General features: G+C 67.5%; 4 protein-coding genes. 3 read left to right on the forward strand and 1 reads right to left on the reverse strand.

Annotated features, from left to right (window positions below):
* Positions 1-148: 148 nt before the first annotated feature.
* Positions 149-859: an IS6 family transposase gene (locus Q4I23_RS31370; protein WP_498528813.1), complete on the reverse strand. Its 711-nt coding sequence runs from the start codon at positions 857-859 to the stop codon at positions 149-151.
* A 248-nt stretch (positions 860-1,107) separates the two neighbouring features.
* Between Q4I23_RS31370 and Q4I23_RS31375 the strand changes: the two genes are divergently transcribed.
* Genes Q4I23_RS31375 through Q4I23_RS31385 form a run of 3 tightly spaced genes read left to right on the forward strand, consistent with a single transcriptional unit; the run spans position 1,108 to position 3,410 of the window.
* Positions 1,108-1,767: a flagellar hook assembly protein FlgD gene (locus Q4I23_RS31375; protein ID WP_498528810.1), complete on the forward strand. Its 660-nt coding sequence runs from the start codon at positions 1,108-1,110 to the stop codon at positions 1,765-1,767.
* Between the two features lie 57 nt (positions 1,768-1,824).
* On the forward strand, positions 1,825-3,135 hold the full coding sequence (gene flgE, locus Q4I23_RS31380) for a flagellar hook protein FlgE (RefSeq protein ID WP_498528811.1): 1,311 nt from the start codon (positions 1,825-1,827) through the stop codon (positions 3,133-3,135).
* A gap of 17 nt (positions 3,136-3,152) precedes the next feature.
* The gene (locus Q4I23_RS31385) at positions 3,153-3,410 is read left to right on the forward strand and encodes a hypothetical protein (protein ID WP_498528812.1); all 258 of its coding nucleotides are present in this window, start codon (positions 3,153-3,155) and stop codon (positions 3,408-3,410) included.
* Positions 3,411-3,642: the final 232 nt, after the last annotated feature.

The following is a 3,642-nucleotide window of genomic DNA, read 5'->3' on the forward strand; positions in this document are numbered from 1 at the left end:
AACAGGGCGCCGCCGGGCTTGCCGTGGTGGACGATGTGGAAAACCGGGGTGCCGGCCTTGCGCGCCCGCTCCAGCAGACGCGTGGGTACTGTCAACTTCAAGGTCGGTTGACGAGATGAGGGTCTGAACAACCTGCGTTCTGGATGATTCAGGCGGTCAAGGCGAGGCCGGTCACCTCGCGCCAGATGGTGAAGGCGCGCGCTCGGGTGGCACGGTACTCGGTGGCGGAGATCAGATGGCGGCGCAGCTGGAAATGGTTGTGGATCGGGCTGTGGGTGGAGAGGAACCTCTGGGCATGCCGGGCGGATTTGAACCTCTTCATGTGCCGCTCGCGCCGTCGGGTCGGTTGATGTGACACTTCGCAGGCGTTGTTCAGGTAGGGGCTTTGCCGATGCTTTCTGCCGAGCTTCAAATCCTTCTTCGCTGCCGCGTAGGATTTCAGCTTGTCGGTCACCAGGACACGCGGGGCATAGCGCAGCCCCTTCAGCAGCTTGCGGAAAAAGCGCTTGGCTGCCTTTGTGTTGCGGCGGCTCTGGACCAAGAAGTCGAGGACCACGCCATCCTGGTCGATGGCAGGCCACAGGTAGTGCTGCTTGCCGCGGATGCGGATGAACACCTCGTCGACAAACCACTTGTCGCCTGGCTTCGGCCGGCGACGCCTGAGGGTGTTGGCGAAGTCACGCCCGAACCGGAGGCCCCATTCCCGGATGGTCTCGTAGCTGATTTCGATACCGCGCGCCGCCAGGATCAGCTCGACCTCGCGCAGGCTCAGGCTGAAGCAATGGTACAGCCATACGGCCTCGTTGATGATCGCCGCCGGAAAGCGGAAGCCGCGGTACGGGTTGATGGACGTGCTTATGACCGGAAGCCTGCCACCGACAGGGCGCGCCCGCCAACCTGACAGCACCGTGTGGCCTCTCCCACCTCTCTCCAGCATCTCCGAAAAAAGTCCGCCAGCTTTTCCGATCCCCTCCGTGGATAGCCACAGAACGGGACAACGCTCCGCCCTGCGGTGCCTCCTCCCGGACCACACGCTGGATCATCACGCCGAAACGGACGCGGAATCCCCGATTCCCGCGACGGGGAGGCTGCATCCCGGAGGCCGCCATGCAGGTTGACTCGCTCAGCTCCTCGACCGTCACGACCACCTCGTCCGCCAAAAGCTCCTCGGCCTCGCTGGCCGGCAGCTACCAGTCCTTCCTGACGCTGCTGCTGAAGCAGCTGGAGGTGCAGGACCCCACCAACCCGGTGGATACCGCCCAGTACACCAGCCAGCTCGTGCAGCTCTCCTCGCTGGAGCAGCAGATGTCCATGAGCGACAAGCTGGACGAGCTGACCTCGGCGGTGCAGGCGCTGGGAACCGGCAGTTCGGCGCTGGGCTATCTCGGGCGGACGGTGACGGCGGAGGGCGACACGACCGCCCTGCAGAACGGCGCGGCCAACTGGGAATATTCGCTGAACAGCGAGGCCGCGTCGGTCACCCTGACGGTGCGCGATGAGGACGGGGCCATCGTCTACCAGGACGGCGGCGCCACCGGCCAGGGCAGCCATTCCTTCACCTGGGACGGCACGGGGCGCGATGGCGCGGTCCACACGTCGGGAACCTACAGCCTGACCGTCACCGCGCTGGACTCCAGCAAGGCCGCCATCGCCGCCGAGACGCGGATCAAGGGCACGGTCACCTCCGTGGACACCTCCGGCACCAGCGCGGCGCTGGGCATCGGCGGCGTGAGCGTGCCCGCCGAGGACGTGCTGTCGCTGAGCTGAGCTGCCCCCTCCCGGCCTCCTCCCAGACCTCTCCCCTTCCTTGCAACAGGTGCGACGATGAGCATCACCAGCGCGATGTACAGCGCCACGTCCGGCCTGATGGCGCAGAGCAAGGCGCTCGCCTCCATCTCCAGCAACATCGCCAACTCCAGCACGACCGGCTTCAAGAGCACCGGGACGAACTTCAACTCCTACATCAACAAGACCGCGACCATCGACGAGCAGACCGGCGGCGTGCTCGCCACCACCTGCCGCAACATCAGCGCGCAGGGCGAGATCCAGTCCTCGTCGGTCTCCACCAACATGGCGATCAACGGCGAGGGCTTCTTCGTGGTGTCGGAGGAGACGGCGGACGGCACCGTCGCCTTCACCCGCAACGGCTCCTTCTCCACCGACGCCCAGGGCTACCTGTCGAACAGCGAGGGCTACTACCTCTACGGCTGGGCGCTGAACGCCAACGGCACCGTCGCCGCCGGCAACAAGGGTTCGGTGGACAGCCTCGTCCCGGTCAACGTCGCCAACATCAAGGGCACGCCCAACGCGACCTCGACCATGGGGATCGACGCCAACCTGCCCTCGGACGCGGAGACCGGCGACAGCTTCACCACCGACATGGAGATGTTCGACAGCCTCGGCGTCAGCCACTCCATCACCTTGAGCTGGACCAAGACCGGCGAGAACACGTGGGAGCTGGACGCCTCCGACCCCGTGCTGTCCTCCGACGCCACCCGGACCACCGGGACCATCGCCGGCTTCCCCATCCAGCTTTCCTTCAACACCGACGGCACACTGGCCTCGGCCGCCACGGTGGCGGCGGACGGCACGACGACCGCCGCCGACCTGTCCGCCCTGTCCTTCACCGTCGACGGATGGACCACCGGGGCCGGCGGCAGCGCGGTCGCGCTGAACCTCGGCACCGCCAACAGCAACAACGGCCTGACGCAGCACGCGTCGGGCGACAGCACGCCCTCGGTCAGCGTCGAGACCACGACGCAGAACGGCTACAAGCCCGGCTCCCTGACCGGGACGACCATCGGCAAGGACGGCATCGTCCGCGCCGTCTTCGACAACGGCGAGACGCGGGCGATCTACCAGATCCCCATCGCCACGTTCGCCAACGCCGACGGGCTGGAAAGCGTCACCGGCACCACCTTCACCCAGACGGCGGGAGCCGGACAATACCAGCTCCGCACGGCGGGCGACGCCAAGGCCGGGACGGTGACGGCGGGCGCGCTGGAAAGCTCGACGGTCGAGCTGACCGACGAGTTCAGCCGCATGATCGTCGCCCAGCAGGCCTATTCCGCCGCCTCCAAGGTCATCACCACCTCGCAGGACATGATGGACACGCTGATCGCCATGAAGCGCTGACGGCGGTGGTGACGGCCATGCACCCGCCGCAACCGCTTCTCGACGGCGAAGCCGCCCTGGACGCCGAGCTGCGCCGCCTCGCCCGGCGGGTGGACCGTCAGCGGTCCCGACCGGTCGCGGACCCGGCGGAGCGCCTCGCGCTGATCGACGATCTGCTGGGCCTGCGGGCGCGCATCGCCGCGGCGCGGGCCGCGGTGCAGGCGGCGATCCGCCAGACCGGCAGTGCCCAGCGCGCCGCCACCGCCTACCGCCGCACCGGCGCCCTGCGCGGCTGACGCCTCGAAGGACGCCCGCATTCGCCCTCCGGGCCACCCTCTCCCCAGAGGGGAGAGGGTGGCCCGGAGGGCCGGTGAGGGGGTTGCGCATGGCGGTTTGTCCGGCACACGCGCAACCCCCTCACCCTAACACTCTCCCCAGAGGGGAGAGGGAACACATCAAGGAGACCGCCATGCTCCCCACCCCGCACCTGTCTCTTATACACATCTGACGCTGCCGACGATTATACGC

Source organism: Azospirillum sp. UFLA03-27, from assembly GCF_059803775.1.

Coding starts and splice junctions, on each gene's coding strand:
- Q4I23_RS31385 (WP_498528812.1), top strand. CDS start 3,153: ATGCACCCGCCGCAACCGCTTCTCGACGGCGAAGCCGCCCTGGACGCC.
- flgE (WP_498528811.1), top strand. CDS start 1,825: ATGAGCATCACCAGCGCGATGTACAGCGCCACGTCCGGCCTGATGGCG.
- Q4I23_RS31375 (WP_498528810.1), top strand. CDS start 1,108: ATGCAGGTTGACTCGCTCAGCTCCTCGACCGTCACGACCACCTCGTCC.